Genomic DNA, 24,239 nt, shown 5'->3' on the forward strand with positions numbered 1-24,239 from the left:
CGCTAGGAGCGTTCGACAATCGTATTATAGGTGGTGCGGTCGGTATGCTTCACCAGCTGGACAAGCAGTTCCTTCGCCGCATCGATATCGTCGGTGTGAACGATCGAGGCTGGCGTATGGATATAGCGTCCGCACACGCCGATGACGGTCGCCGGCACGCCTTTGCCGCTCAGGTGAACCTGTCCGGCATCGGTGCCGCCCGGAGATACGAAATATTGGTACGGAATGCGGTGAGTATCCGCGATATCCTGTACGAATTCAAGCAGGCCGCGATGCGTAATCATCGTCGGGTCATAGATGCGGAGCAGCGCGCCCTTGCCAAGCTGTCCGAAGGAGTTCGGGTCGCCGGTCATATCGTTGGCGGCGCTGCAGTCGAGCGCATAGAAAATATCCGGCTGAATGAGATTCGCCGCGGTGCGCGCGCCGCGAAGGCCGACCTCTTCCTGCACGGTCGCTCCGCAATAGAGGACGTTCGGCAGGGCGAATTGCTCGCGGTGCAGCTCCTTCATCAGCTCGATCGCCAGCCCGACGCCGTAGCGGTTATCCCATGCCTTGGCCATAATTTTCTTCGGATTGAGCAGCGGCGTGAACGGACAGACCGGCACGATCTGAAGCCCCGGACGGATGCCCGCCTTCTCGGCTTCCTCGCGGCTGTCGGCGCCGACGTCGATATACATATGCTTCACGTCGACCGGCTTGTTGGCCGTCGCTTCATCCAGCAGATGCTTCGGAATCGATCCGACGACGCCAGGGATTGGCCCGTTCGGCGTAATGACCTCGACTTGCTGGGCGAGCACGACTTGTCCCCACCATCCGCCGAGCGGCTGGAACTTAATCATGCCGTTCGCCGTAATCTGGGTCGTAATGAAGCCGACCTCATCCAGGTGGCCGGCCACCATGACGCGCGGACCTTGCTCGTCCCCGCGCATGACTCCGAATACGCTGCCGAGGGCATCGTGGACAAATTCATTCGTATATTTGGACAATTCTTGCTTCACCAGGGCGCGAAGCTCCCGTTCAAAGCCGGGGGCAGACGGGAATTCGGTCAAGGTGCGGAATAAGTCTAATGTTTCTTGCTGCATGATTGCGAGCTCCTTCCTTCCAGGCCAGACTAGCAGCCTGCATCGATATCGGTGGATTCTGCCTATTCCTCAGTATGGACGGGTTGGCGTCCCGTTGCAACCTCGATCTTCAAAAAAAAGCCGCCTTCCGCATCGGAGCGGAAGGCAGCAGCCCTGTCAGGGCAAGCGCCGCCGCGGAGAGGTCATCCCCGCAGGCAGAAGCGCTTGCTTGAAGCCGCGAACGGGATAACCCAGCCCGCAGCGATGCCTGGCACAGCTCCGGGCAAGACGCGGCTAGGCTTGCTTCGATGCGATGAAGGCGTCGATTCGCGCCATCACGTCTTGGCGAAGCGCCGTCAGGCGCTGCTCGGCATCGGCAGCCGACGTGCCCTGCACGGCGAAGTACATCTTAATCTTCGGCTCCGTCCCGGAAGGACGCAGGCAGAACCAGCTGCCGTCCTCCAGATGGAACTTGATCACGTTCTCCTTCGGCAGGCCATGCAGGCCTTCGGCATAGTCTTCCGTTCGGGCCACGGCGGTTCCGCCCACGGAGGATGGCGCATCTGCCCGCCATTCGTCCATGATGCCGCCGATGATGGCCACGCCCTCGACTCCCTTGAGCGTGCGCGTCTCCAGCGCCTCCAAATAGTAGCCGTGCTGCTCGTACAGGCCTTGCAGCACTTCGTACAAGGTCTTGCCCTGCGCCTTGTAGTAGGCGCCCGCCTCGCAGATCAGCATCGCGGCGATGACTGCGTCCTTGTCGCGCGCGTAATTGCCTGCGAGATAACCGTAGCTCTCTTCATACCCGAACAGGAATGTGTGTGCCCCGGTCCGGTCGAATTCGGTCATTTTCTCACCGATATATTTGAATCCGGTCAGCGTATTGAAGACCGTCATGCCGTACGACTTGGCAATGGCCGCCCCCAGCTCGCTCGTCACGTTGGTCTTGATGACGGCTCCGTTAGCCGGCAGGGCGCCTTGCGCCTTCATGGCGTCCAGCAAATAGTGGACCATCAGCGCGCCGGACTGGTTGCCGGTCAGGACGACGTATTCGCCCTGCGCGTTCTTCACGACGGCACCCATCCGATCCGCATCCGGGTCCGTTCCCATAATGATGTCCGCATCCCATTCCTGCGCCTGCGCGATCGCGATGGAGAAAGCGTCGCGTTCCTCCGGGTTCGGCGATTTGACCGTGGAGAAATTCGGATCCGGCAGCTCCTGCTCGGGGACGACGCGCACTTGCTGAAAGCCGAGGCGATCCAGCACGGCGCGCACAGGCTTGTTGCCCGTTCCGTGCAGCGGGGTGTACAGCACGCGGAATTGATCGCTCGTCTGGCGAATCGTCTCCGGATTCCGGCTGACGGCGGTGACGGCCGATATGTAAGCATCGTCCATAGCCGAGTCGAGCCAGACAATCAGCCCTGCCGCTTCCGCCTCCGCCCGATCCGCCTTGCGGATGTCGGCGAAGCTGTGAATGCCGCGAATCTCGGCGATGACGAGGCCAGCCGTGTCCTTCGTAATTTGTCCGCCGTCGCTGCCATAGACTTTGTAGCCGTTATATTCCGGCGGGTTATGGCTGGCGGTAATGACGATGCCGGCGCTCGCTTGCAGATGGCGCACGGCGAAGGAGAGCTCCGGCGTCGGGCGCAGTTCCGGGAAGATATAGGCCTTGATTCCGTTGCCGGCGAGGACGAGGGCGGCCTCCAGCGCGAATTCCGGGGAGAAATGGCGGGAATCATACGCGATCGCCACCGACGGAGAAGAGGAAGCGCCCTTCAAATATTGGGCCAATCCCTGAGTCGCTTTGCCGACCGTATATACGTTCATCCGGTTGCTGCCGGCGCCGATGACGCCGCGCAGACCCCCGGTGCCGAATTCGAGCTCTTTGTAGAAGCGATCGGTAATCTCCTGTTCATTGCCCGCAATTCCGGCGAGCTCCGCCTTGGTCGCCGCATCGATCGACGCGTCGTTCAGCCAGGCTTCATACCGCTCTTGGGCCATCGTGTTCATAGTCATTGCGTTCATATCCTCCTTCAATACCCTATATTTGTTGAAGACAATGATTATCGAGATAAGGATGTATCTGGATGATGCGGCAGCCGCCAGGCGGTAAAGACACCGGCATGGGCATTAACCAGGGATGCCGCATTGATCTATTGTACTGGATTCAACCGCGTTCTGCATGTGAAAAAAAAGGGGACAAGCCAAAAAACCGGCCGCCGCGCAGTCCAATCGCTGCGGAGCGCATCCGGTTCAGAAGCGTGCAAGCAAAGCAGCCCCCGGATCGGTCCGAGGGCTAATGATTCGTATTCACTTGGGCGATATGCCGCCCCAGCTTCTTCAAGAGCGTGGTCAACTGCTCTTGCTCCTCCGCAGGAAGCACCTCCATAAGCTGGTGCAGGGCCTGGGCATGCTTGGGGAAAATATCCTGCATCAAGGCGGTTCCCTGTTCCGTCAGCTCGGCATAAATGACGCGGCGATCCTGCACGCAGGGGCATCGCTTCAAATAGCCCTTCTTCTCCAGCTTATCGACGACATAGGTCATCGTGCCGCTGGCGAGCAGCACTCTGCCGCCAATCTGCTGGATCGGGGTAGGGCCTTTATGATGAAGAAGCTCCAGAACCGCAAATTCGGAAGGGTTCAGCTGATAACGCTTCATGTCCTGCTGCGCGAAATCCATCAGCGACTTCGACGCCCGCGACAGGACGACGAATAATTTCAAGGACTGATCGACACTCGCCGCTCCGCCGCCGCCGTGGCTTTCCTTTTCGCTCACTTCGAATCGTTCCTTTCCTCCAAAATGAATGTCATTCTTCCCTATAGTAACAGATTCACATCGATAACGATAATATCCGTTAATATCTTGAAATCGAGATGAATAATATCATACCACACGGCGCATGTCAACGCATAAAACGGCCATGCCCTCCACAATCTAACGGGTAAGGAAAGATTGTCCGGTACAGGGGGGATCCGCCTTGGAACAGCTGACAGGACGCGCCAAGAAGGTCCAATGGTCCAATGAAGGCACGGAAAATATTCAAATATTGAAGCAGCTGTTCGAACGCTGTTCAGACGTCGTCTTCTCGCCCATCAAGTTACAGAACGGGGAGGAAGCCACGCTCGTGTACATCGACGGGCTGATCGACGACAAGAGCCTCGATGAGCATGTCGTCCAGCCGCTCGTCACCAGATACCGGGAGCCGGAAGGACGGCCTCCCCGGGCCGAGGACGTTATCGATACCCTCTTCACCTCGAAGGCGGAAGCCATCGAGTCGATGGATCAAGCGCTGGAGCTGCTGCTGAACGCCTATACGCTGCTCGTTACGCATCAGACCTCGTTCGTCATCGCGATCGAGGCGATGCAGTGGGACAAGCGGGAGATTCAGGAACCGGAAGCGGAAGCGGTCGTGCGGGGGCCGCGCGAAGGATTCGTGGAAAATATACAGACGAATACGTCGCTGCTTCGCCTTCGCATCCGTACGCCGAGCCTGAAGATGGAGACGCTCAAGAAGGGGCAGATGACGAAGACCGCGATCACGTTCGCCTATATCGAGGGCGTGACGAACGAGCAGCTTATCGAAGAGGTGAGGCGGCGCTTGAACAGCATCTCCCTCAACAGTGTGCTCGACAGCGGCTATGTCGAGCAGAGCATCGAAGATAATCCGTACTCCCCGTTCCCGCAGGCGGTCACCACCGAGCGGCCGGATGTGGCTGCCTCGCATCTGCTGGAGGGCCGGGTCGTGATCCTGGTTCAAGGCTCCCCGGTCGTGCTCATCGTGCCGGCCTTGTTCGCCTCCTTCGTGCAAGCGGCCGAGGATTTCTACGAACGGGCCCTATTCGGGACAGCACTTCGCCTATTGCGCTATGTCTCCCTGTTCGTTGCTTTGCTCGGACCGTCCTTGTACGTATCCATTATTACCTTTCACCAGGAGATGATTCCGACCAATCTGCTGCTGACGATGGCCAAGGCCCGTGCGCATGTGCCCTTTCCCGCCTTGATCGAGGCGCTGCTGATGGAGGTCATGTTCGAGGCGCTGCGCGAAGCCGGGGCGCGACTGCCGAAGCAGATTGGTTCGGCGGTCAGCATTGTCGGCGCGCTCGTCATCGGCCAAGCGGCGATCTCGGCGGGCCTCGTGTCGGCGCCGATGGTCATGGTGGTGGCCATCACGGGGATCGCTTCCTTCCTCGTTCCGCATTATACGATGGGTATCGCCATCCGCCTGCTCCGCTTCCCGATCATGCTGCTGTCGGGCTTCCTTGGCTTGCTCGGCCTCATGATGGGCGTCATTCTGCTGATGACGCATTTATTGACGCTCAAGTCGTTCGGGACGCCTTACTTGACGGGGTTCTCCCCGATCCGCCTGCGGCAATTGAAGGATACCTTGCTGCGGCTTCCGGTATGGGTAGAGGATCTGCCGATGGAGCGCGCCGCGTCCAGACAGCAGCCGAACCGGAGGGAGGAAGACGATCCGCACCCTTGAAGCGAATTCGCATGAGCTGCAGAAAGGAGGCATGTCATGCCGAAGAAGATGCCGAACCTCCCGCGAACCGTCCGCCATGTCTTCCTTGGCGCGCTGATCGTCCTGATGGGAGCGCTGCTTGCCGGCTGCTGGGATCGGACCGAGATTGAAGATTTGACAATCATCTTGTCCGCGGCCTTCGACAAGGCCGAGGAGGGCGGCGTTCAAGTGAGCCTGGAAGTCTTCGTCCCCAAGAGCGGCGGAGAGGATCAAGATTCTTCCGGTTCCGGCGGCGAGAAGGGAGGAGGGGACACGACGTATTTCTCCGCGAGCGGATCGACCGTCGGCGAAGCGCTGTACAATCTTCAGAACAATGTGCCCCGCTATATTTTCTGGGGGCATGCAGAGATTTATTTCATCAGTCAGGACTTGGCCAGAGAAGGGCTGCTCGAGCATATCGATTTCCTGCTCCGCTTCCAGTCGCCGCGGCTGCATGCCTTCGTTTTCCTGACGGAGGGGAAGGCGAGCGACTTTTTGCGGTTCAAGACGATGCTCCATGAGAACGTGGCCGCGATGTTCAAGGATTTGGCCCGATCGCGGACAGCGCTGGGCGTCTCGATGCTGGAGGCGGCGCAGCGGCTGTACGGGGAATCGAAGGCGGCCTACGCGCCGCTTGTGGCCTGGACCGCGAATCATTTGGGCGGCAAGGTTCCTTCTGTTGTGGGCATGGGTATTATTTCCAAGGATCGGTATGTCGGCAGACTGTCCGAGAAAGAGACCGAGGGCCTGATGTGGCTTCGAGGGGAAAATAAACGCCTCTACGTCTCTTACTGCGATGCGCCCAAGGAATGCTTGTCTCTCCGGGTAAGGCGCAATCTGGTGGATACGATGCCGCACTGGGACGGGAAGAAGCTGACGATGAGGATTCGCATAAGCGCGAACGCGGACGTCGTCCAGAACAATTCCCGCTTCGACATTACGGACATGCTGCAGAATGAGCAGGCGGAAAAAGAGCTGGAGAGGCAGGTTATCAAGACGGTTCAGCAAGCCGTTCGCACGACGCAGGAGAAGTGGCAGACCGATATTTTCGATTTCGCCGAGAAGGTCCACCGCAAATATCCGAAGGAATGGAATGCCTTCATGGAAAAGGAGTGGAGCCGAATTTACAGCGAGATGGCGCTCGATACGAGCGTATCCATGAATATCGCCCGTTCGGGCAGCGCGACGAGCCCAATGAAGAAAAAGGTGGGGGAAGACTGAATGGGAATGAAGTTTTTTACAGGAATCAGCCTGATCATTTTGCTGATGCTGGCGTTCGAATGGCTGCGGCGCAAGCATACCGGCAAGCGGGAGCAAAAGGCTTTCCTCGCTTTGACCGCGTTCGCATGGGGGTGCGGCCTGACGATTTCTTTCATTTCCAAGCAGAATCTGCCGCGGCAGGTGATCGATTGGATCTATTTGCCGATCTTGTTGTGGATGAAGGGGGGAGAATGAAGCGATGGAACGGGGCAGGATTACATGGCCGCAATTAAGCATGCTGTTGTATTTGATGGTCGGAGCGACTTCGGTGCTGGCGCTGCCTACCTTTTCCGCGCAGTTCGCGGGGCATGATATGTGGATCTCCCCGTTCATCGGATCGGTGACCGGCTTCTTCACCTTGGCGGTAGTGCTGAAGCTGCATTCGTATTATCCGGATCTGACGCTGGTGCAGCAAGCGGAGCTTCTGCTCGGGCGGTGGCTTGGCGGAGCGGCTAACATCATCGTCCTGCTCTTCATCTGGCACGGCACCGGCTTGATTACGCGCGAATACGGGGAGTTCATCGTCGGTTCGGTCTTGATCCGAACGCCCCAGCCGGTCGTTGTCTTCTGCTTCATCTTTATTTGCGCGGTGGCGATTCGGGGCGGCATCGAGGTGATCGGCCGATTCTCCATGCTGATTGCGCCGGTGTTCCTCGGATTTATCGTCGTCGTCCCTCTTATGCTGATTCCGAACCTGGATGTGATGAAGACGTTCCCCGTGCTGGAACATGGGTGGAAGCCGGTCTGGGAAGGCTCGATTCTGCCGCTCACCTGGTTCATGGAGTTCGCGCTGGCCGGTCTCATTCTCCCCTTCGTCAAAGGGAACCGGAGCAAGTGGAAATGGGGCATGTCGGCCGTGGCGCTAATGCTGTTCACGATGGTCGTCACCAATTTGACCTGTCTCTGGTTTTTCGGGACGCTGACCTCCATGTTCACGTTTCCTATCTTTGCCGCTTCCCGTTATATCAGCCTGGGCGATTTTTTCGAGCATATGGAAGCCATCATTATGGTGCTGTGGGTGCTGAGCGGCTTCGTGCAGGTGATTACCTGGTACTATATCCTGGTCATCGGCACCGCGCAGTGGCTCAAGCTGGAAGACTACCGTCCGATCGTGTTCCCGATCGGCCTGCTTATGGTGATTATGACTTTTTGGATTACCGATAATATGCAGGACATGATCGACTTGTTCATGACGACCGAGCCTCTCCTCTCTGCCACGGTGCAGATTGTCTATCCTGCGCTGCTGCTCGCTCTGGCCTGGTTGAGGCAGAAGGGGAAGGGCAAGCACGAGGGACCGAGCGGCGGGAACGGGCCGAAGCCGGAGCGCGGGGCAGCGGCAGCAGGGGCCAAAGGCCGGTGAAGGCGGAGCAGGCATCTTCTTGCGGATGAGGGCGAATTCGCGCCCTCCCTTGTCATTCCGTTCCGGTGCGAAGCCGGGATTCAAGGGAGGGGCGGCCGGCGGCAGCGCTGCGGCTACGGTGAGGCATAAGGGGAAGGCCCGCGGCGGGCGACAGCGAGCGACAAGGCAAGCAGGGCGAGCAGCAGGGCCAGTCCGATCGAGGTATAGAAGATAGACGGCGCCGATTGCTGCTTCACGGCAATGGCGGCATACGCCCAGACGAACACGAGCACAAATAGCGGATCGCGGTTCGGGCCTCCGACAACCCAGGCGAACAGCGCCCCGGCGGCCAGCAGCAGGAGCGCCCAGGTCTCGTCCCCGCGCCCGAAGCCGTCCCATCCCGCATTGGTCAAGACAACGGCCGTATTCACGAGCAAAGCGGTGCTTACCCAGCCGAAATAGATGCTGAACGGCAGGCGCACCCACAGCCGCTCCGCGGCCGGCAGAGAACCTTGCCGCCGGGTGCGGGCGTAGAGGAACAGCAGGCTGAGGAATAAGCCGGCCATGGCAAGGAGAGACAGCCAGATGCGATCATACATATAGTGCCACAGCAGAATCCAGGCGATATTGAACAAGCAGCTGATGATGAAAAGCGGCCCGATGGCTTGCAGGACGGGCTTGGACTGGTTGGCGGTGCGCGCCTGATAGACGGCATACCCGATCAGCAGCCCATAGATAAGCATCCAGATGCCGAAGGCATAGCCGGCCGGCGTAATAAGCGTAGGGAACATATCGGAAATGCCGCCGGTCGTCTTGCCGTTCAGCGGCACGAATTCGGCCAGGGCGTTGACGGCGATCATCGCGGCCAGCGCGAGGATGTTCCACCAGCGGTAGCGGGACATGGCGCTCCCTCCTTGTACAACTTTATATTTGGGGTTGAACATACATACTATTACAGAATATAACCGAAGCCGCCCGAAAATAACGGTGCTGTCCCGCAATCTTTCAATTTTGTCAGCTAGTACCGAAAAGGGAAACGGCGCCCCTGCCGGCACGTATAGAACGAAGGGCCGGACTTGCCGGCCATTCTATCGGAACGTGAAAGAGGAGAGACCATGAAATGGATTCGTCAATTCCGCTGCGCGTTGATTCAGCTGCTCCGCTCCAGGCAAGGGGCATCCAAAATCGCGTTAGGTCTGGTGTTCGGCTTTGTTCCGTGCTGGTTCCCGACCTTCGGCCTCGGACCGGCGATCTCGATCGGATTGACGAAGCTGGTTGGAGGAAGCGTGACCGGCGCGCTGCTCGCGGCAGGGGTCGGCTCGTTCGCTTGGCCGCTGCTGTTCTATATGAATTATGCGGTCGGCTCGCTGCTGATGTCGCGCGGCCGTCATGTGGAGCTGCCGGATTCCCGCCCCGGCGAAGGCTTGTACGTCGAAGCCGCCGATGCTGTCCATTCGTGGAGCGAGGTCGGCCTCGATTTCGTCGTCGGTTCCGTGGTGAACTGCATCGTCTTTACCGCAGCGGGATTTTTTATTTTCCGCTATCTGGTGCACCGTTACGGCCCGCGAATGCTGCGCATGATGCGCTCGCGCCCGAAGGCCCGCGCCGAGGCCGCCTGATGACGCTGCAACGTCCCCGTGCGGCGCCCGGAAAAACCAACAAGACCCTGAATTTTCTGCCCGATGGCGTAGATTCAGGGTCTTGCTTTATCTATTTCATGAACCGCCATGCTGCTTGCGGTACAGGTTGGGGGAGACGCCCTCCACCTTTTTGAACACTTTGCTGAAATATTTCTCGTCCTGATAGCCGACCATCTCTCCGACCTGGGCGATGCGGAGATGGGGGTTCAGCAGAAGCCGCTTCGCCTTCTCAATGCGGATGCCTGTCCAATAGTCGGACAGATTAATGCCGAACTGCTGCTTGAACTTGCGGGAAATGTATTCGCGGCTGACGTAGAACCGCTGGGCCATATCTTGCAGCGACAGATCCTCGTTATAATGCTGCTCCACGTAGCGGGCGATATCGAAAATAATATGCTGCTCCCGGCCCTGCTGGGCGGACAGGGCAGCGGACAGGCGCTGCAGCGCTTCCAGCCAGTGCCGCTCCCATTCTTCCCAGGTCAGGCCGTCCCGATCCGCCAGCTGACGGAGCGGATCCTCCGCCTCCAGCTGCCCGACCAGGCCGGAGGCCGTTGCGCTGTCCGGGGCGGCTTCCTGCACGAGACGGGTGCGAAGCGCCTCCCATTCCTTCAGGCACTGCGCCCGCATCGCGGGCGTCAGCACGCCGCGGCTGCGCAGCGGCTCGCTCCACCGCCGGACGGCGGCTGCGAGCTGATCGGCCTGGCCGCTCTGCGCCGCCAGCGCCCAATCGTCCGCAGCGGCGGACAAGCGGACGGGCGCAGCGTCGGCCTCCGCCTCATCCGTTCCGCCCCGGAACGGATGCACCTCGAGGCCGGCCTCCATCAGATTGCGCCGCGCCAGGGCTTCCTTGGCCTGCGCGTAGGCCGCGTTCAGGCCGGCGGGGAAGGGCTGGCTGCCGCTTGTCCCGAAGTGCAGCTTCCGCTGCACCGTCTGCGCCAAGCCGGCATTGATGCCCTGGAGCACGGCCTCCAGCTCGGCGGCGTCTTCCCATAGGACGATTGCCAGCTCGCTTCCGGTGCTCCAGTAGCGGAACGCCGCGCCCCGCACGCGCCCGGGCGGGTTCACGAAATCGGCGGTGATGTTGACCAGCGTGTAGAACAGCAGCTGGACATCATCGCCGAATTTGCCGCGGAATTCGCGGCTTCCCGCCGGCACGCAGGCGATCGCGAGCCGGATGCGGGAGATGCCGGCCGGGAGGCCGAATTCCGATGCCAGCCGGCGGACGTTGGCTTCATACACCGCCGGATCGTCGAGCAGGCTCGACCAGAGCTTCTCCGAGACGAGCGGCTTGAACTCGTTCACCTGCATGCGCTGCATATGGCTAGCCTGCCGCTCCGCCTCCTCGTGCCGCCACGCCTCCACGGCCTTGGCGACCGCTTCATTGATCGCCTCGGGATCAATCGGCTTCAGGATATAGTCGATGCCGCCATGCTGGAGCGTATGGCGCACGAGCGCGAAGTCGTCGTGGCCGCTGATGGCAATGACCTTGCAGGCGGGCGCATGTCGGCTGATCCATTCCATCACCCCGGTTCCGTCAAGCCGGGGCATCATCATGTCCGTCATGACGATCTGGGGCTTGCAGGCGGCCAGCAGCTCGATCGCCTGCTTGCCGTCCTGTGCCTCGTGGATCGCCGTGATGCCGTGATGCTCCCAGTGCACCAGCAGCCGAATCGCCTCGCGGACATGCTTCTCATCGTCAATGATTAACGCTTCCATTCGAGTCTAGCTCCCCCTTGATGAGTATCGTGATGCGGGTGCCGTGCGGCTCGACGGCCCCGATCCGCAGCTTCGCCTGCCCGTTGCTGAACAGCTGCAGCCGCGTCAGCACGTTGACGAGCCCGATGCCCGACGAGGTCTCGTCGGCTGCGGCGTCGCGCCACAGATCGTGGCTCGTGCGGATGCCGAGCCGCTCCGGATGGACCTCCTCCAGCCGTTCATTCAGCTCGATTCGCCGCTGCAGCGCCATGCCGCGGCCATTGTCCTCGACGGTAATCTCGATCATTCCCGCCTCTTCGCCATCGGCAGGCCGGCTGATGATCCGGCTGGCAATCCGCAGCCAGCCGCCGGAGCGCTCCTGCTCCAGCCCGTGCTTGAAATAATTTTCGATCAGCGGCTGGAGCGTCATCTTCGGCACGGACAGATCCAGCGTGGCCGGATCGAGGTCGAAGCGCGCATCGAAGGCGTTCTCGAACCGCTGCGCCTGCAGCTGCATGTAGGCCTTGGCATGGTCGATCTCCTCCCGCAGCGTCACCGTGCTCTCGTCCGTATACATGCTGTAGCGCATCATGCGGGCGAGCGCCGTGACGAGCTTATAGATCTGAGGCGCCTTGTGCTGAAGCGCCAGCGTGCCGATCGATTGCAGCGCATTGTTCATGAAATGCGGATTGATCTGGGCCTGCAGCGCTTTCAGCTGGTTCGTCTTGTTCGCGATCTCCAGCTGGTACTCGCGCACGATGAGATTGTTGAGCCTGTCCATCATATTGCGGAAGCGCTTGGACACGACGCCGATCTCGTCATTGCCGGCAGGCTGGATGTCGACGTTCAAATTGCCGGTCTGCACCTGGCTAATATAGCGGACGAGTTGGCGGATTGGGCGGGTAATGCGGAACGACACGATAATCGTCGCGATAATAATGACGACGAGCGAGAGCGCGATCAGCAGCATGTTGACCACGGCGGCCCGGTTCGCTTCCTCCAGCAGCACATGCTTCGGAATGATTTTGATCAGCGTCATATTGACCAACGGCGTCTCGACCCGCTCATGAACGAAGAGAGAGCCGTCCGCTTCGATGCTGCCGCTTGGCGATGCCAGGAATGGAGCCGGATTATGTCCGGTCTCCTGGAACGGGCGCCCGATCGCCTCCCGATCCCCCGAATAGAAAATGACACCCTCATCATCGACCAGATAGAACTGCTCCTTGTCCCGGGCGTAGAGCTGCTCCGCAATCCGCGACAGCGCTTCCAACTTGACGTCAATGGACAGGTAGCCAAGCCGCTCGCTTGACGGCATGCGGTAGATGGGACGGTGGAGCGTGAACACTTGAATGCTCGGGAAATAATAAGGCGACGCGTTGAAGCCGTACATTCCGCTCAGATGGGTCGGCTGCATGCTTATGCCGTCCTGCGCATAGCGCCGGACGTTCTCGTCGAGCGCAACGTCATGCATGCGGCGCGGCAGGCTTTGGATGACGAGCGTAGCCCGCTGCTGCTTGTTCCGGTATAAATAAACCTGCCAGATGTCGCCCATCGCGGCGGCGATATTTTGCAAGGAGACATAGGTATTCGCTTCCGCGGTGTAATCGTCATAGCCCAATTCGAGCTGCCTGAAAAATTCATGATCCGTATAGACCGCCAGTGAGGTCCGGTTCAAATTGTCCAGGAGGTTGCCGAGATTGGTCTTCCCCTGAAACATAAGCTGACGGTTCTCTTCGATAGCCCGCCGCTTCAATGAATCGGTCGTATAGCTGTAAGACACGACCATCGTCGCGACCGTCGGCACGATCGTCGCAATCAGCATGAACAGAATGAGCTTGGTGCGGATGCTGTTCCAGCGCATGGATGTTCAACTCCTCCGGTCACAGTGTACCCGTTCGGCGGGGAGCGGTCAATATATTGCACCTTTTCGTTCACCAGTATCGGTGGCAACCGCTTTCATTGGGCCTCATACTAGAGGTATTCCTGAACACGAATGAAATTTATGACATGAAAAGGGGAGAGGCGAATGTCGCGCAAAACATGGTCTCAAGTCGGACAACAGCTTTTTTTCATCGGCCCGGCGGCATTCTTTTTTACCGTTATCGTTGTCTTTCCGTTCCTGCTCGGCATGTACTATTCCTTCACCGATTGGAATGGAGTGTCCGGGTCGGTAACCTGGGTAGGGCTCGATAATTTTAGACAAATCTTCGCGAAGGACTCGGATTTCTTCCCGGCCTTCTGGTTCACGCTGCGCTTCACGGTGGCGGGTATCGTATTGACGAACCTGATCGGCTTCCTGTTCGCTTACGTGCTGACGAAGCCGCTCAAGCTGCGCAATGCGCTGCGCACCGTCTTCTTCATGCCGAACGTCATCGGCGGCCTGCTGCTCGGCTTCATCTGGCAGTTCATCTTCGTCAAGGGCTTCGCCGCGATCGGCGAGCTGACGGGCATCGGCTTCTTCAATCTGCCGTGGCTCGGCGACGAGACGACGGCGTTCTGGGGCATTATTATCGTCTTCGTCTGGCAGACGGCCGGTTACTTGATGGTGATCTACATTGCGGCGATGACGAACATTCCGAAGGACGTGCTCGAAGCGGCCGAGATTGACGGCGCTTCCCGCGGGCAGGTGCTGCGTCACGTCATCGTGCCGCTCGTCATGCCGGCGGTGACGGTCTGCTTGTTCCTCGCCATTTCCTGGTCGTTCAAAATGTTCGACCTGAACCTGTCGCTCACGAAGGGCGGCCCGTTCAAATCGACGGAATCGGTCGCGCTGAACATCTATCTGGAGGCGTTCCAAAATAACCGCTACGGTCTCGGAACGGCCAAAGCGCTCCTGTTCTTCGTTATCGTCGCCGTTATTACCCTGATTCAGGTGAAAATCACCAAGAGCAAGGAGGTGGAGAGCTGATGGAATCCGCGCGCAAATACGGCGGCCGCCTGCTCCTGACCGAGGGACTGATGGTGCTGGCCGGACTCGTCTTTCTCGTTCCGTTCTATTTTTTGCTGGTCAATTCCGTCAAATCGTTCGGCGATCTGCTGAGTAATGCCGCAAGCTGGCCTGTCTCCTTCGAATGGGAGAACTACCGCAAGGCGTGGGAGATGACGCAATTCCCGCAGGCGTTCGGCAATTCGCTGCTCGTCACGGTCGCCGGCATTCTGCTTATCGGCCTCTTCAGCGCCATGGCCGCTTACCGGATGGTGCGGCATAATTCCCGGTTCAACCGGTTCCTGTTCATGGTGTTCGTCGCGGCGATGGTCATTCCGTTCCAGTCCATCATGATCCCGCTGGTCAAGGTAACAGGGGCTTTGCATCTGATGGACAGCATCTGGGGACTGCTTATCTGTTATCTCGGCTTCGGGGCGCCGCTCTCGATCTTCCTGTTCCACGGCTTCGTTAAGTCGGTACCGGCGGAAATTGAAGAGGCGGCAGTTGTCGACGGCTGTTCCCCGTATGCGGTCTTCTGGCGGATCGTGCTGCCGCTGCTGAAGCCGATGTTCGTGACGGTGGCCATTTTGAACAGCTTGTGGATCTGGAATGACTACCTGCTTCCGTCCCTCATGCTGCAGAGCGCGGAGCTGCGCACCATTCCGCTGGCGACCTATGCGTTCTTCGGGCAGTACACGAAGCAGTGGGATCTGGCGCTGCCGGCGCTCGTTCTGGGCATTACGCCGATTGTCATCTTCTTCCTGGCGATGCAGCGCTACATTATCGAAGGGATTACGGCCGGATCGGTTAAAGGTTAAAGGGTAAAGGGTAAGCTAAATGCCTCAACCGGTACGTCATTACCCATCAGCCGCAGGCCGAGACGTTCCTGATCTTCAATGGTCAATGAATTGCACCTGTTCGGTCAATTCTCTCGGTGTAACCGTTTGCAAAAGGGGCCTATACTGGAGAGGAATCAAGCGGCTCTCACTGCCGCAGACGACGTACCGTCGGCATTCATAACCTTGATAACACGGATAAGCTACACAACAGCATCAAAATCAGGTGTACACAAAAGGGGAGGTCTAGCAAATGAGACGAATGGCACAATGGTCGTTGGTCATGCTTCTGGCGGTATCGGTGATGCTCGCAGGCTGCGGAGCGAAGGACACCAGCGGAGATTCTTCCTCCGCATCCGGGACGGATGGCGCCAAGCAGGACGTGAAGACGGTGAAGATTTTCCAATTCAAGGTGGAAATCGCGGAGGCGTTGAACCGGCTGAAGGGGGAATTCGAGAAAGAGCATCCGAATATCAAGCTTGATATTCAGACGGTCGGCGGCGGAGCCGATTATGGCGCCGCGCTGAAGGCCAAATTCGCGGGCAATGACGCACCCGATATTTTCAATAACGGCGGTTTCCAGGAGCTGACGACCTGGTTCGAGCATCTGGAGGATCTGTCGGATCAGCCGTGGGTGAAGGATGTGCTCCCGCTGGCGAAGGAACCGATGACCCAGGACGGCAAGCTGTACGGCATGCCGATGAACCTGGAGGGGTACGGCTTCATCTATAACAAGGATCTGTTCGCCAAGGCGGGAATTACCGAATTGCCGAAGACGCTGGCCGAGCTGGAGGATGCCGCGAAGAAGCTGCAGGCAGCCGGGGTTACGCCATTTGCCAACGGCTATCAGGAATGGTGGATTCTCGGGATTCATAACTTGAACGTCGCCTTTGCGCAGCAGCCGGATACGAATGCCTTCATTCAGGGGCTGAGCGATGGCGGCGCGAAGTTCAAAGGCAATTCGGAGTTCGAGAACTGGGTGAACCTGCTTGACCTGACGGTGAAGTATGGCAACAAAAACCCGCTGACGACCGACTACAACACGCAGGTGACGCTGTTCGCCAAGGGCGAAGCCGCCATGATGCAGCAGGGCAACTGGACCCAGGTTCAGATCGACGGCATCGATCCGAACTTGAATCTCGGCGTGCTGCCGCTGCCGATTGACAATGACGCGGCGAAGAATGACAAGCTGCTCGTCGGCGTGCCGAACAACTGGGTCGTCAACAAGAACTCCAAGGTGAAGGAAGAAGCGAAGACGTTCCTGAACTGGATGGTTACCTCCGATATCGGCAAGGAGTATATTGCCAAGGAGTTCAAGTTCATCCCGGCCATGTCCACGATCGACGCGACGGCGGAGGATCTGGGCGACATCGCGGCCGATGTGATGAAGTACAGCCAGGACAATCGCGTCCTGAGCTGGAACTGGTTCAAATACCCGGACGGCGCCACGCAGGAATTCGGGAACTCGATCCAGGCCTATGTCGCGGGCAAGTCCGACAAGGATAAAATGTTCGATGAATTCCAAAAGGCTTGGGACAATCTGAAAAAGTAGTCTGCACCTCCAACCGGATATGTCGCATCAGGGGCTGTTCCCGCTAAGGGAGCGGCCTCTTAGCGGCTTGCACCAATCGTTTGCACCGATCGCTTGCGTCAAACGATCACACTGAACGATTGCCCGATCGATTGCACCGAGCGATTGCATCGAACAAATACACTGATCGAATACATTAATCGCTTTCGCCGATTCGAACGTTGCCGTGTGTTGTGCGATGAGCCCGGTTGAGCTGGATGCTTAGGATGATCTCTGTGGGCGGGCGCGAGATGATGCATTCCGTAAACGCATGCAGCGCGTGCTGCCATCCCACTTACGGGGCGTGTCTCTGAGGTCCCTCTGAAGTGTCTCTGATCCGCTTCTGAAGCGCATCTTCGGATAATTGATGCAAGAATGCAGTATTTCCTCGCTTTACACATCCATTTCCACCAAATTCCTGCAAAAGCGCAGCATTTTCCCTTCAAATTCGAAATTCGAGGCCAATTCGGCCCAAATTGATGCATATTTGCAGCATTCCATTTGTCGCAAATCGGCTTGGGGTGGAAACCTGCATATTTGCAGCATTTTTGGAAAGAGCCATCGATAAAGGCTACTAAATTGCATGAACCCACATTGCGACTCAGTACCACCAACTGCCAACACGACTCCGTACTACGGCCCTGTCTTGCCACACACCAAGACGACTCTGTACTACGGCGCTGTCTTGCCACCCACCAACACGACTCCGTACTACGGCCCTGTCTTGCCACCACCAACACGACTCCGTACTACGGCCCTGTCTTGCCACCCACCAACACGACTCCTACGGCGCTGTCTTGCCACACACTAACACGACTCCGTACTACCACTCAGTCCACCACCCGCGAACACGAATCAGCGCTGCGAATCTGTACCGCCACCATGAACGTGAACCCTCAATGCGGCTCTACATCGCCAATCGCCAGCGCCCGATCGCCAATCCCGGATTGCCCCACGATCAGATCGTTTTTTCAAGTTCATCGCATGGCCTGAGAGCCGGGGCAGGGGGCGCCCCCCTAGGGCGAACCTGGCGGAACAGGGGGAACCGCATCGCCCGCTGCGTTTTAATCCGCATTTTGCCGCATGAGTTTCGGTTTGTACCATAGGACAAGCAAGACAATGAACAACGTGACAAGGCAAGGAGAGCGTGATTATGAATATATTGATTGCTGATGACGAGGCGCACATGCTGAACATTCTGCAGGCGTATTTCGAGCGCGAAAGCTTTCGCACCTTCCCTGCGGCGGACTCGGATCAAGATGCCATGTATGGGCAAGACACCGTCAAGGCAAGATCGGCCCTCATCTATGACGGCGGGAAGCGCATCCCGTTCGACGCGGCTTCCGTTGCAGCCAAGGGAAGATTTCAGTAACGGCGGACAAGGCTCCGGGCAAAAAACAATTGACGATCTCCCTTCCTATTCTTATAATACCCATTAAACATGTCTGAATTATAAGTTATCAGGAGGGCGGATCATGAACGAACAATCTTGGATCACATTGCGGGACTGGGATGTCTACGCAAGCTGGGGCGTTGCCCTGCTGCTGGTCATTCTGCTTTGGTGGCTGGCGAAGAACAAGGTCGGCTTCGGCCTGCGCGTGCTGCTGGCGATGGCGCTCGGTCTGACGTTGGGGGCGTTGTTCGGTCCGGCGGCTTCGGACATCAGCATTCTGGGCTCCCTGTATGTCAGCCTCATCAAAATGGTGGTCATGCCGCTCGTCTTCGCCGCGATCATTACAAGCATCACGTCCGTTAAAGATCCGGCCGTTTTGAAAAAGCTCGGGACGAAGACCATTGCTCTCTTCCTAATTACGACCGCGATCGCGGCGGTTATCGGTCTGGGGACGGCACTCGTCATCGATCCCGGTTCCGGCATCGCCCAGAACGGGGATGCGGCGCAAGATTTCCAGGTGCGCGAGATTCCGAGCTTCCGCCAGGTGATACTTGATCTCGTCCCGTCGAACCCGATTAACGAGATGGCTCAAGGCAAGGTGGTGCCGGTCATTATCTTCGCCGCTTTCATCGCCGTCGCCATCATATTCGAAGGGACCCGGAACCCGGAGCGGGTTCAGCCGGTTCGTTCGTTTTTCCAATCGTTCTCTCATATTATGTTCCGGGTCACCAAATTCGTTATCCGGCTGACGCCTTACGGAGTGCTGGGGCTCATGACATCGATGTCCGCTAAATATGGACTGTCCACCTTGAAGGAATTGGCCTGGTTCATTATTGCTGTCTATGCGGCGTGCCTCATCCATATGATTATTACGTTCGGATCGCTTGTCGCATTCGGCGCCCGCGTCAATCCGATCCGGTTCTTCAAGAAGGCGTATCCGACGATGGCAGTTGCGTTCACGACGCGCAGCAGCTACGCGACGCTGCCCGTCAACCTGGAGGTGATTACGAAGCGGATGAAGGTCTCGGATCGGATAGCCAGCTTCGTGGCGCCGCTCGGGGCGACGATCAACATGAACGGCTGCGGCGGCATCTATCCGGCCATCGTCGCCGTGTTCATCGCCCGGGTCTACGGCATTGATCTGAATATCGCCGATTACCTCCTCATCATTGGCGCCGCGACATTGGCTTCGGTCGGCGTCGCCGGCGTGCCTGGCCCGGCCTCGATCTCGACGACGGTCGTGCTGGTGCAGGCAGGACTGCCGCTCGAAGGCTTCGCGCTTGTGCTCGGCGTCGATGCGATCGTCGATATGGCCCGCACCACGGTGAACGCGACCGGAACGACCGTCGCCTCCCTGCTTGTCGCCAGCAGCGAGGGCGAATTCGACCGCGAGGCGTTCCATCACGAGCCGGACGGGGCGATTGACTTCAACACGGAATCGGCGCCAAGCCAAGGGACCGTATCGTTGTAACCTCGAAATGCAGAAGACAACAACGACTGCGCTTTTCCTTATGAAGCATGTGCGGGCCATAAGGCCCCCAACGAAGAACCCGCCAAGCCGGTTAGGCCTGGCGGGTTCTTATGTTGAATCAGGAGGCTGGGACATCGGCGGAGCGATGCGAGAGTGGGCGGAATGTGCGAGCCTCTTCACATTCCGAATTCGGGCCGGGGCCGTTGGCGAGGAGGTGCTCCTGCTCCTTCTCTTGCTTCAGCGGCTGCTCCTGTACCGGCTCCTGCTGGCGCACTTGCACCGGCTCCTGCTGGCGCTCCTGTACCGGCTCCTGCTGGCGCTCCTGCACCGGCTCCTGCTGGCGCTCCTGCACCGGCTCCTGCTGGTGCTCCTGCACCGGCTCTTGCTGGCGCACTTGCACCAGTTCTTGCTGGTGCTCCTGCACCGGCTCTTGCTGGCGCACTTGCACCGGCTCCTGCTGGCGCTCCTGCACCGGCTCCTGCTGGCGCACTTGCACCGGCTCCTGCTGGCGCTCCTGCACCGGCTCCTGCTGACGCACTTGCACCGGCTCCTGCTGGCGCACTTGCACCGGCTCCTGCTGGTGCTCTTGCACCGGCTCCTGCTGGCGCACTTGCACCGGCTCCTGCTGGCGCTCCTGCACCGGCTCTTGCTGGCGCACTTGCACCGGCTCCTGCTGGTGCTCCTGCACCGGTTCCTGCTGTTGTTGCACTTGTTGCTGTTTTTCTTCTTGTACTTCTTGTACTTGTTTTTCTTCCTGTTTCTGTTCCAGGACGGCTATCTCTTCCTGGTGCTGATCATGAATTTGGACAATCTTGTGCTCTGCCTTACCATATCGCTGCCGCGCCAAATACATCGCATAGGCGATTGGGTACGTCAATGCATTCCGGTACGCTTCCTTATCGCCAATCTTGCGGAACAGATCCCGGCTCGGCTTCGGATTGACCTCCAGTAGCCATATCTTGCCTGCCTTATCGACGGCCAGGTCGATCCCGAGCTCGAACAGGGAACCGATCTTGTCTTCAATCACTTCGGTCAGGCGCTGCGCCAGACAGCGGCATTCTTCTTCAATGGCTTTCGCCTGCTCAGGCCCGAAGTGCTTCTCCATGAACGGAAGGAACGGCAGCGCTGCACTGCCTCGTTGACCCGCCAGATTGGAATTCGGGCTGCGCGGCGTGCCGACGCGGATAGCCATCCCTGTCGTCACCCATTCGCCCTCTCCGTTTTTTTGATGAAGGACGCGGGCGTCGGCGGTTCTTTCGGGCAGCAGTTCTGTATCAATGCCCTGCTGAAGGACGAATGAGCCGTTGCGAATGCGCTGCGACCGGGTCCAATGCGCGAGCCAGCGAACGACCTGGCCCCGATGGCGGAGCCGGACATTGCGCAGCCCGAAGCTTCGTTTCCGCCCCCATACTTCATACCTGCCCTGCTTCGCCTGGATGCGGACGACGCCCATCCCGCCGGTTCCATTGCCCGGCTTCGCATAAATAAGCGGATAGTGGGCCAGCATGCTTCTCAGATTTCGTTCGGAATAAGGCAATGTCTTCGGAAGCCAGTGGGCGGTTCTTTCATCGGCGGAGAACATTTCCAACGCTCTGGACTTGAGCACGAATTTATCGTTGGCATAGGGGAAAAGCGAACGGTTCCGCATGATGCGGAAGGCGGTGTTCCAATTGCTGCGTCTCCGATCGATGACGATGTCGGGCCAAGGCTCCATCGCGGCGGTCCAGCCGGAACGGGTGAACTTGAACCCGCGAATCTGCTTGCGGCGGGGGCGGATGTCTGATTCATTGAATACGTACACATTGGCCCCCAGCTTCCTGCCGATCTCCACCCATTGGCGGAATACGAAGGATTCCGTGAACCGGGTGCCCTTGCGGTAGGTGAAAATTCCAATGACCGGATGTCTCTGCTTCATCTGATATCACCTCCTTGGCCGAGAAAGTGGCGGCCGAGATTGTGACTGCGGTTCAATGCGGCAATGCTGATTCCGTTGCAGGTACAGCCCATGGGCGGGCTGTCCAAGTTGATTGCACGGCGGCTCCCTCCGTATGCGATCGTACTATAGCATATCGCCGGGACCGGAGAAGTGTGACTGTCTATTCAGGGAAAGCGGTAAATCTCTTGCTATTCGAAATCGCTGATAGAATGCGATATAATAGACTCTCAATCTAGCAGCAAGCTGCGAGTCAAGATTGAGAGAGGGGATACTCGAATGAACCAGAACCGTATGGCAGTCCGGTGTCTAATCGCAGCATTGGGTGCAGCCCTCTTGCTTAGCGGTTGTCAGGCATCGAGCAGCAGTCAGGCGGGAACGCCGCAATCAGGCCAGACCGAGGTTGATCCGGCCCTGACGCCATCTCCCGATCCTGATAGTTCAGCGGATCCCGGGAGCGATACGGGCAACGACGGAACCGTCGACGCCATTGCGCAGATGAAGTCGGAATTCGCCTTGGCGAATACGGTACAGGAAGTGGACGGACGAGCCATCGTAACGAATGAAGAATCGAAAATGGTTGTCGTCAATAAGCAGCGCTATTTGCCGGATGGGTATGAGCCTCCGGATTTGGTAGAGCCTAATGTGAAGTTCTCGTTCGATGAGCCGCATGAGAAGCGCCATATGCGCAAGGAAGCGGCCGAAGCGCTGGAAGCGCTCTTCGCCGGAGCGGAGCAGGAGGGCATCACGCTGAACGCCGTCTCGGGCTACCGCTCGTACCAGCGTCAGCAATCGCTGTTCAACCATTATGTCGAGACGCAAGGGAAAGAGTACGCTTCCCGCGTCAGTGCCGTCCCGGGAACGAGCGAGCACCAGACCGGGTTGGCGATTGATGTATCCAGCCCAAGTGTAGGCAACGTGTTGGAAGAGGTATTCGGCGATTCGGAAGAAGGAAAATGGCTTGCGGAGCACGCTCATGAATATGGCTTCATCATCCGCTATCCGAAGGATGGCGAATCGATCACCGGCTATGTATACGAGCCATGGCATATCCGCTATGTCGGGAAGGAAGCCGCCGACGCGATATATAGCGAAGGAACGACATTGGAGCAATTTTTGCAATAGCAATTATTCATATTCGAAAAAGAAAGCCGGAGATGGGGTGGACCGTCTCCGGCTTGTTTTGTGCCTTGGGCGGTTGAACTCTTGAATCTGAGTCCTTGGACCGTCCATAAGCGGTTGTCTGCGGTCCTCTGGCACGGCATCAGCAGGCGGAGAAATAGAGTTGGGAGAATTGGAGAAAACAGATGTAAAGTTTCTGTATATGAGCGTATGGGATAATGGACAAAAGGAAGCGAATATGATTCTAAGGGATAATGGCCCAAAAGGCAGCGGCAAGGGAAGAGAAAGGGCAAACGCCACGCAAAGAACCGGAGGAAGCTTCCCTTCCCCCGGTTCTCTATGCGTGTGGATTATTCTTTGGCGTACGGCTGCTCGTCGCGGCGCTCGTCCGCCAGCGATTCGATGCTGTGGCGGCGGCGTTCGTTCTTCGCCTTCAGCTGCGCTTGCTCGCCTTCGCTTATCTCCTCTGCATGCTCCGACAAATACTGCTCGCTCTCCCGCAGGTTCTCTACGGTATTGTCGATTGCATTCTGAATATGCGCTGCATTGTCCGCGCGGTTATCCGGCTTTGGCATATGCAAGGCCTCCTTTGCCTTCCCGAGTATGGTGGACGCGGCGCGGCAAGACAGACGGCCCTGAAGGCCCGTCTGAGCATGCCCGCATTCGTCGCGTCATTTGATAAGGTGCATCAGCCGCCCGCTTTTTATGCTGGACGGCTGCTGCGCCTTAGAGGAGTACCATGCTGCCAAGGCTTCCGGACTCCGCTGCGGGAGAATAGGAGCGCGAGCTTCGCACACGCTATGGCGCTGACGTGATGTCGCGCAGAGACAGGCCGTTCTCAATTCCTTTAAGCCAGTCCTCTTGATTGTAAGATAGTATTTCTTTGCGCAAATCAAGCATTTTCCGATCCAGCTCATCTACGGCTCTGGCCGCTTCCGTCAATTCCTTAATGACATGAGAAGGCACCTGCTGCTCGAATTTATAATAAATGATGTGCTCCAGGCTCGCCCAGAAATCCATGGCCAGCGTCCGCAGTTGGATCTCCACATATATCCAGCGCGTATCCTCGAACAGGACAAGCGGCACCTGGAGAATAATATGAAGGCTTTGATAGCCATTCGCCTTCGGATTGGCGATATAGTCCTTGATTTCCGTAATGCGGATATCGTCGCGGGTCTTCAAATGATCGAGAATCAGGTAGATGTCTTTGACGAACGCGCATACGATCCGCATTCCGGCGACGTCATAGATCTTGTTCACAATCGAATCGAGGGTGAGCGGAAGGCCCTTGCGCTGCAGCTTATTGAAAATGCTGCTTGGCTCCTTGAGACGTGTCTTGATATGCTCGATTGGCTCATAGCCGTTGCGAAGCTTCCACTCCGCTTGGATGACCTTGATCTTGGTCTCCAGCTCTTCCAGAGCCAATTGATACAATGTCGGCAGCTGCTTCACTTCTTCGTACTGCTTCATAATGATATCGGTCTGTGACAT

At 58.1% G+C, this 24,239-nt stretch carries 20 protein-coding genes; 11 read left to right on the top strand and 9 right to left on the bottom strand.

Annotation, left to right across the window (positions count from 1 at the left end; all coding sequences use genetic code 11):
- Window positions 1–2: 2 nt before the first annotated feature.
- From NNL35_RS04855 to NNL35_RS04865, 3 genes are all read right to left on the bottom strand, one after another.
- Complete coding sequence (locus NNL35_RS04855; protein ID WP_006677718.1) at window positions 3–1,082, bottom strand: M42 family metallopeptidase; 1,080 nt, start codon at window positions 1,080–1,082, stop codon at window positions 3–5.
- A 273-nt stretch (window positions 1,083–1,355) separates the two neighbouring features.
- Entirely contained in the window at window positions 1,356–3,077 is a 1,722-nt protein-coding gene (locus tag NNL35_RS04860; RefSeq protein ID WP_006677719.1) for a phospho-sugar mutase, read from the bottom strand.
- 280 nt (window positions 3,078–3,357) lie between these two features.
- Window positions 3,358–3,837, bottom strand: coding sequence for a MarR family winged helix-turn-helix transcriptional regulator (locus NNL35_RS04865; RefSeq protein ID WP_006677721.1), 480 nt, complete (start codon window positions 3,835–3,837; stop codon window positions 3,358–3,360).
- Window positions 3,838–4,039: 202 nt separating this feature from the next.
- Here NNL35_RS04865 and NNL35_RS04870 point away from each other — a divergent pair, with 202 nt between their 5' ends.
- Genes NNL35_RS04870 through NNL35_RS04885 form a run of 4 tightly spaced genes read left to right on the top strand, consistent with a single transcriptional unit; the run spans window position 4,040 to window position 8,183 of the window.
- A complete protein-coding gene (locus NNL35_RS04870) occupies window positions 4,040–5,545 on the top strand; it encodes a spore germination protein (RefSeq protein WP_006677722.1) in 1,506 nt (501 codons plus the stop codon).
- A gap of 36 nt (window positions 5,546–5,581) precedes the next feature.
- Window positions 5,582–6,784, top strand: coding sequence for a Ger(x)C family spore germination protein (locus NNL35_RS04875; protein WP_006677723.1), 1,203 nt, complete (start codon window positions 5,582–5,584; stop codon window positions 6,782–6,784).
- Between the two features lie 6 nt (window positions 6,785–6,790).
- Entirely contained in the window at window positions 6,791–7,018 is a 228-nt protein-coding gene (locus tag NNL35_RS04880) for a hypothetical protein (protein ID WP_254552990.1), read from the top strand.
- Between the two features lie 4 nt (window positions 7,019–7,022).
- Window positions 7,023–8,183, top strand: coding sequence for a GerAB/ArcD/ProY family transporter (locus NNL35_RS04885; protein WP_006677725.1), 1,161 nt, complete (start codon window positions 7,023–7,025; stop codon window positions 8,181–8,183).
- Window positions 8,184–8,296: 113 nt separating this feature from the next.
- Here the strand turns inward: NNL35_RS04885 and NNL35_RS04890 are convergent, their stop codons facing one another.
- A complete protein-coding gene (locus NNL35_RS04890; protein WP_006677726.1) occupies window positions 8,297–9,064 on the bottom strand; it encodes a tryptophan-rich sensory protein in 768 nt (255 codons plus the stop codon).
- Between the two features lie 213 nt (window positions 9,065–9,277).
- Between NNL35_RS04890 and NNL35_RS04895 the strand changes: the two genes are divergently transcribed.
- Window positions 9,278–9,781 (top strand): DUF2062 domain-containing protein, encoded by a 504-nt coding sequence (locus tag NNL35_RS04895; protein WP_006677727.1) that lies wholly within the window; start codon window positions 9,278–9,280, stop codon window positions 9,779–9,781.
- Window positions 9,782–9,877: 96 nt separating this feature from the next.
- On the opposite strand, the gene NNL35_RS04900 is transcribed toward NNL35_RS04895, so the two are convergent.
- Together NNL35_RS04900 and NNL35_RS04905 are read right to left on the bottom strand one after the other, a co-directional pair.
- Window positions 9,878–11,518, bottom strand: coding sequence for a response regulator (locus NNL35_RS04900; RefSeq protein WP_006677728.1), 1,641 nt, complete (start codon window positions 11,516–11,518; stop codon window positions 9,878–9,880).
- Window positions 11,499–13,358: a sensor histidine kinase gene (locus NNL35_RS04905; protein ID WP_006677729.1), complete on the bottom strand. Its 1,860-nt coding sequence runs from the start codon at window positions 13,356–13,358 to the stop codon at window positions 11,499–11,501. The genes NNL35_RS04900 and NNL35_RS04905 overlap by 20 nt, the downstream gene beginning before the upstream one ends.
- 165 nt (window positions 13,359–13,523) lie before the next feature.
- Between NNL35_RS04905 and NNL35_RS04910 the strand changes: the two genes are divergently transcribed.
- The 5 genes from NNL35_RS04910 to NNL35_RS04930 all read left to right on the top strand — a co-directional run bounded on the left by NNL35_RS04910 (window position 13,524) and on the right by NNL35_RS04930 (window position 19,693).
- Window positions 13,524–14,405, top strand: coding sequence for a carbohydrate ABC transporter permease (locus NNL35_RS04910; RefSeq protein WP_006677730.1), 882 nt, complete (start codon window positions 13,524–13,526; stop codon window positions 14,403–14,405).
- Entirely contained in the window at window positions 14,405–15,241 is an 837-nt protein-coding gene (locus tag NNL35_RS04915) for a carbohydrate ABC transporter permease (protein ID WP_111153998.1), read from the top strand. Before NNL35_RS04910 ends, NNL35_RS04915 begins: the two co-directional genes overlap by 1 nt.
- A gap of 271 nt (window positions 15,242–15,512) precedes the next feature.
- A complete protein-coding gene (locus tag NNL35_RS04920; protein WP_006677732.1) occupies window positions 15,513–16,811 on the top strand; it encodes an ABC transporter substrate-binding protein in 1,299 nt (432 codons plus the stop codon).
- 1,171 nt (window positions 16,812–17,982) lie between these two features.
- Window positions 17,983–18,201, top strand: a complete 219-nt coding sequence (locus NNL35_RS04925) for a response regulator (RefSeq protein WP_006677733.1) — start codon at window positions 17,983–17,985, stop codon at window positions 18,199–18,201.
- A 103-nt stretch (window positions 18,202–18,304) separates the two neighbouring features.
- Window positions 18,305–19,693, top strand: coding sequence for a dicarboxylate/amino acid:cation symporter (locus NNL35_RS04930; RefSeq protein WP_254552991.1), 1,389 nt, complete (start codon window positions 18,305–18,307; stop codon window positions 19,691–19,693).
- 118 nt (window positions 19,694–19,811) lie between these two features.
- Here the strand turns inward: NNL35_RS04930 and NNL35_RS04935 are convergent, their stop codons facing one another.
- Window positions 19,812–21,608 (bottom strand): YheC/YheD family endospore coat-associated protein, encoded by a 1,797-nt coding sequence (locus tag NNL35_RS04935; RefSeq protein WP_254552992.1) that lies wholly within the window; start codon window positions 21,606–21,608, stop codon window positions 19,812–19,814.
- A 297-nt stretch (window positions 21,609–21,905) separates the two neighbouring features.
- Between NNL35_RS04935 and NNL35_RS04940 the strand changes: the two genes are divergently transcribed.
- On the top strand, window positions 21,906–22,751 hold the full coding sequence (locus tag NNL35_RS04940; RefSeq protein ID WP_006677875.1) for a M15 family metallopeptidase: 846 nt from the start codon (window positions 21,906–21,908) through the stop codon (window positions 22,749–22,751).
- 347 nt (window positions 22,752–23,098) lie between these two features.
- On the opposite strand, the gene tlp is transcribed toward NNL35_RS04940, so the two are convergent.
- Together tlp and NNL35_RS04950 are read right to left on the bottom strand one after the other, a co-directional pair.
- Window positions 23,099–23,323, bottom strand: a complete 225-nt coding sequence (gene tlp / locus NNL35_RS04945; protein WP_006677874.1) for a small acid-soluble spore protein Tlp — start codon at window positions 23,321–23,323, stop codon at window positions 23,099–23,101.
- Window positions 23,324–23,546: 223 nt separating this feature from the next.
- Entirely contained in the window at window positions 23,547–24,239 is a 693-nt protein-coding gene (locus NNL35_RS04950) for a GTP pyrophosphokinase (RefSeq protein WP_006677873.1), read from the bottom strand.

Source organism: Paenibacillus dendritiformis (assembly GCF_945605565.1).
Classification (GTDB): Bacteria; Bacillota; Bacilli; order Paenibacillales; family Paenibacillaceae; genus Paenibacillus_B; species Paenibacillus_B dendritiformis_A.